This is a genomic window from Aeromonas finlandensis (assembly GCF_000764645.1).
GTDB lineage: Bacteria > Pseudomonadota > Gammaproteobacteria > Enterobacterales > Aeromonadaceae > Aeromonas > Aeromonas finlandensis.
The window spans coordinates 1-4695 of the sequence record NZ_JRGK01000285.1; the positions used below are offsets into that span (position 1 = coordinate 1).

Below are 4695 nucleotides of genomic sequence, written 5' to 3' on the forward strand. Positions count from 1 at the left end.
CGATGCGCACCGTCCCGCCCACGCCATAGGCACGGGTCTGGGACATGTTGAAGGTCTCGGCCACCACACCCTGACCGGCCATCGCCGAGTCACCGTGGATGGTGATGGGCAGCACGCTGGAACCATCCTTGTCGCCGCGACGATCCATACGGGCACGGACCGAGCCGATGACCACCGGGTTGACGATCTCGAGGTGAGAGGGGTTGAACGCCAGCGCCAGGTGCACGTTGCCACCCGGGGTCGCGAAATCGGAGGAGAAGCCCATGTGGTACTTCACATCACCGGTCCCCCAGGATTCGCCATGCTTGCCGGCAAACTCGTCGAAGAGGTCCTGCGCCCGTTTACCGAGCACGTTGATCAGCACGTTGAGGCGGCCGCGGTGGGCCATACCGATCACGGCCTCTTTGCAGCCCTGCTCACCGGCGCGACGGATCAGCTCCTTGAGCATGGGGATCATGGCGTCGCCACCTTCCAGCGAGAAGCGCTTGGCCCCCGGGAACTTGGCGCCCAGATATTTTTCCAGCCCTTCGGCAGCGGTCAGGCTCTCGAGGAAACGGGTCTTCTCTTCGAGGGTGTAGCTCCCCTTCCCTTCAATGGATTCGAGGCGCTGTTGCAGCCAGCGCTTCTCTTCCGTGGAGGTGAGGTGCATGTAGTCGGCACCGATGGAGCTGCAGTAGGTCTTTTTCAGCGAGGCAACGAGTTCGGAGAGCACCATGGTCTCGCGACCGATGGCGTAGGAGCCCACATTGAAGGTGGCCTCCATGTCGGCGCCCTGCAGATTGTGAAAAGCGGGATCCAGTTCGGCAACGGTTTCACGCTGCCACAGGCCCAGCGGGTCCAGATTGGCATTCTGGTGACCACGGAAACGGAAGGCGTTGATCAGCTGCAGCACCCGCACCTGTTTGGCATCCACTTGGGGATCGGAGACGGGGGCACTGTAGCGAGAGGGATCCTTGGCCAGACGACGGAAATAATCGCGGACCTGGGAGTGGGGTTGTTCAACCGCATGGCCATTGACCTGGGGCAGCTCGCTAAAGAGGCTGCGCCACTCGTCGGACACGGAGTCAGGATTTTCCAGGAAGGATTCGTACAAATCCTCGATATAGCTTGCATTCGCACCAGCCAGGTGAGATGACTCCAACCAGGCCTTCATCACGCCGTTATGCATTTCTATCCCTTGTACTTCTTGTTACTGCTGCGCAGCTTGTAGGGGTCAAATAGCCATCCTGCCACGGGTGGGATGGCTATCCAGAGGTCGGGCCAGCGCGGGGCCGGCCCTGATACTAAACAGCCCGATTGAGCAACATCGACTTGATCTGACCAATCGCCTTGGTCGGGTTCAAGCCTTTCGGACAGACGTTCACGCAGTTCATGATGCCATGGCAGCGGAACACGCTGAATGCGTCGTCCAGATTTCCCAGTCGTTCGGTGGTCGCGGTGTCGCGGCTGTCAGCCAGCCAGCGGTAGGCGGCGAGCAGCCCGGCCGGACCGATGAACTTGTCGGGATTCCACCAGAAGGAGGGGCACGAAGTGGAGCAGCAGGCACAGAGAATGCACTCGTACAGGCCGTCAAGCTTGGCGCGCTCTTCCGGGGATTGCAGGTGCTCACGCACCGGCGGCAACTTGTCTTCATTGATGAGGAAGGGTTTGACCTTCTCCCACTGGGTGTAGAACTGGGTCATGTCGATCACCAGATCGCGGATCACCGGCAGGCCAGGCAAGGGGCGGATAACGACGTTATTGCCCTTCTTCAGCAGATCGGAGAGCGGGGTGATACAGGCAAGACCGTTCTTGCCATTCATGTTGAGACCGTCTGATCCACAGACCCCTTCGCGGCAAGAGCGGCGAAAGGCGAGTGTGGGGTCCAGCTCTTTCAACTGGATCAGTGCGTCGAGCACCATCATGTCGGAACCTTCAGGAATATCAAGACGATATTCCTTCATATAAGGGACGTTATCAACATCCGGATTGTATCTGTAGACAGAGAAAGTGACGTTCATAGGGCTGGCTCCGCAATCAGTAAGTCCGGACCTTGGGCGGGAACGCCTCACGGGTCTTGGGTGACATGTTGACAGCGCGACGGGTCATGGACTCGGTGTCCGGGTGATAGAGGCTGTGGCACAGCCAGCTCTCGTCGTCGCGATCCGGGAAGTCAAAGCGGCTGTGAGCACCGCGACTCTCGGTACGGAAGTTGGCCGCCACCGCCGTGGCAAATGCCGTCTCCATCAGGTTGTCCAGTTCCAGACACTCGATGCGCTGGGTGTTGAACTCTTTGGAGGTGTCATCCAGACGGGCATGCTTGAGGCGCTCGCGAATGATCTTCAGCTCGGCCAACCCTTCGGCCATCGCATCCCCTTCGCGGAACACCGAGAAGTTGTTCTGCATGCAGCGCTGCAGGTCTTTGCGGATCTGCACCGGGTCTTCGCCGTCACGGCAATTTTCCCAGCGGTTGAAGCGCGCCAGCGCGGCGTCGATGTCGGAGTCGGAGGCATCGCGGCCATGATCCATCTCGCCCAGGGTGTTGACCAGATGCATGCCAGCGGCACGACCGAACACCACCAGATCCAGCAGCGAGTTGCCACCCAGACGGTTGGCACCGTGTACGGAGACGCAGGCAATTTCGCCCACCGCAAACAGGCCGACCACCGGCACGTCGTTGCCATCCTTGTCTTGCGCCAGACACTGGCCATTCACGTTGGTCGGCACGCCGCCCATCATGTAGTGGCAGGTCGGGATGATCGGGATCGGCTCTTTGACCGGATCCACGTGGGCGAAGGTGCGGGAGAGCTCGCAGATGCCCGGCAGACGGGATTCCAGCACCTCTTTGCCGAGGTGATCCAGCTTGAGTTTGATGTGCGGGCCCCAGGGACCATCGCAGCCACGCCCTTCGCGGATCTCGATCATGATGGAGCGGGCCACCACGTCGCGACCGGCCAGATCCTTGGCGTTGGGGGCATAACGCTCCATGAAGCGCTCGCCATCTTTATTGAGCAGATAGCCGCCTTCACCACGGCACCCTTCTGTCACCAGCACCCCGGCACCGGCGATGCCGGTCGGGTGGAACTGCCAGAACTCCATGTCCTGCACCCCTACCCCGGCGCGCAGCGCCATGCCGACACCGTCACCGGTGTTGATGTGGGCATTGGTGGTGGACTGGTAGATACGACCGGCGCCGCCAGTGGCCAGCACGGTGGCCTTGGCCTTGAAGTAGACCACTTCGCCGCTCTCCATATCGATGGCGGTACAGCCAACGATGTGACCGTCCTGGTTTTTCACCAGATCCAGCGCATACCACTCGGAGAAGACGGTGGTCTTGTTCTTGACGTTCTGCTGATAGAGGGTGTGCAGCAGGGCATGACCGGTACGGTCGGCCGCTGCTGCGGTACGAGCAGCCTGCTCGCCACCGAAATTCTTGGACTGGCCACCAAACGGACGCTGGTAGACAGAACCGTTGTCGAAACGGGAGAAGGGCAAGCCCATGTTCTCCAGCTCATAGATGGCTTCGGGGCCGGTCTTGCACATGTACTCGATGGCTTCCTGATCTCCGATGTAATCGGAGCCTTTGACGGTGTCATACATGTGCCACTGCCAGTTGTCGTCGTGGGCATTGCCCAGCGCAACCGTGATGCCGCCCTGGGCGGAGACAGTGTGAGAACGGGTCGGGAAAACCTTGGACAACAGAGCGCAGCTCTTGCCGGACTGGGCAATCTGCAGCGCGGCGCGCATACCGGCACCACCGGCACCAATCACCACCGCATCAAATTCACGAGTTGGAATAGTCACCTTACACACCCCACAGCACGACGAAACCCGTCATCAGATAGACAAACAGCACCACGACCAGGGCAAATTGCAGCGCCCCGCGCAGCCCTACCGGCTTGATATAGTCAGTCAGCACCTGCCACAGACCGATCCAGGCATGGATCAGTACGCAGAGCAGGGTCAACAGGGTGAATACCTTGGTGAAGGTGTTGGCGAAGAAGCCTGTCCACACCTCGTAGGTGATGTCGTTGAACGCGACAAAGCCCACCAGATAGAGGACATAACAGGTCATGATGAGGGCGGTGGCGCGGATCAGGATGTAATCGTGAACGCCGCTGCGCCCGAAGGTTGCAGAATTGGTTACCATACAAGCACTCCCGCCAATACAGCCAGGATCGCGGTGATCACGAAGGCCACGCGGGCGCTCTGATTGCCGGATTCCAGCTCTTCCCAATAGCCCATATCCATGACCAGGTGACGCAAGCCGCCCACAATGTGGTATGCCAGCGCAGTCAGGATCCCCCACAGCACGAGTTTGACCAGGAAGTTGTCCATGATGGCAACCACGGTTTCAAACCCTTCGGGAGAGGCGAGTGAAGTACCAAGCATCCACAGCAAGATGCCCAGTGCAACAAAGGTAATAACCCCTGAAACACGGTGCAGGATGGATGCAATGGCAGTGACAGGAAAGCTGATCGTCTGTAGGTCGAGGTTGACCGGTCTCTGTTTGTTTTTCACGCTTGCCCACTCAGCTCCATTGAGCACGTTAGTTATTGTTTTAACTCACACTTGAGGGCACGGAATGGTGATTGTTGGTTTTTTGTTACCAAAACACGCTGAAAAAGCCATAAATCGAGTTTTCGGTTTCACATCAGGCTTTGCCAAAGCGTTTCAAACACCCGCAGCCATGACCCACGTGGCGCAGTATATCGG

Annotated in this window: 5 protein-coding genes; all 5 read right to left on the bottom strand. The window is 59.1% G+C overall.

From position 1 onward, the window contains the following. Window positions 1-1168, bottom strand: a 1168-nt coding sequence (locus LD28_RS0116880) for a 2-oxoglutarate dehydrogenase E1 subunit family protein (protein ID WP_033138099.1), incomplete at its 3' end; no start/stop codon positions are given. A gap of 115 nt (window positions 1169-1283) precedes the next feature. Continuing rightward, window positions 1284-2000, bottom strand: a complete 717-nt coding sequence (locus LD28_RS0116885) for a succinate dehydrogenase iron-sulfur subunit (RefSeq protein WP_033138100.1) — start codon at window positions 1998-2000, stop codon at window positions 1284-1286. Between the two features lie 16 nt (window positions 2001-2016). Continuing rightward, on the bottom strand, window positions 2017-3783 hold the full coding sequence (gene sdhA, locus LD28_RS0116890; RefSeq protein ID WP_033138101.1) for a succinate dehydrogenase flavoprotein subunit: 1767 nt from the start codon (window positions 3781-3783) through the stop codon (window positions 2017-2019). 1 nt (window position 3784) lies between these two features. Continuing rightward, window positions 3785-4129 carry a succinate dehydrogenase, hydrophobic membrane anchor protein gene (gene sdhD / locus LD28_RS0116895; RefSeq protein ID WP_033138102.1) on the bottom strand — a complete coding sequence of 115 codons (345 nt, stop codon included), beginning with the start codon at window positions 4127-4129 and terminating at the stop codon, window positions 3785-3787. Further along, the gene (sdhC, locus tag LD28_RS0116900; RefSeq protein ID WP_005333571.1) at window positions 4123-4500 is read right to left on the bottom strand and encodes a succinate dehydrogenase cytochrome b556 subunit; all 378 of its coding nucleotides are present in this window, start codon (window positions 4498-4500) and stop codon (window positions 4123-4125) included. The genes sdhD and sdhC overlap by 7 nt, the downstream gene beginning before the upstream one ends. Window positions 4501-4695: the final 195 nt, after the last annotated feature.

Coding starts and splice junctions, on each gene's coding strand:
- LD28_RS0116885 (WP_033138100.1), bottom strand. CDS start 2,000: ATGAACGTCACTTTCTCTGTCTACAGATACAATCCGGATGTTGATAAC.
- sdhD (WP_033138102.1), bottom strand. CDS start 4,129: ATGGTAACCAATTCTGCAACCTTCGGGCGCAGCGGCGTTCACGATTAC.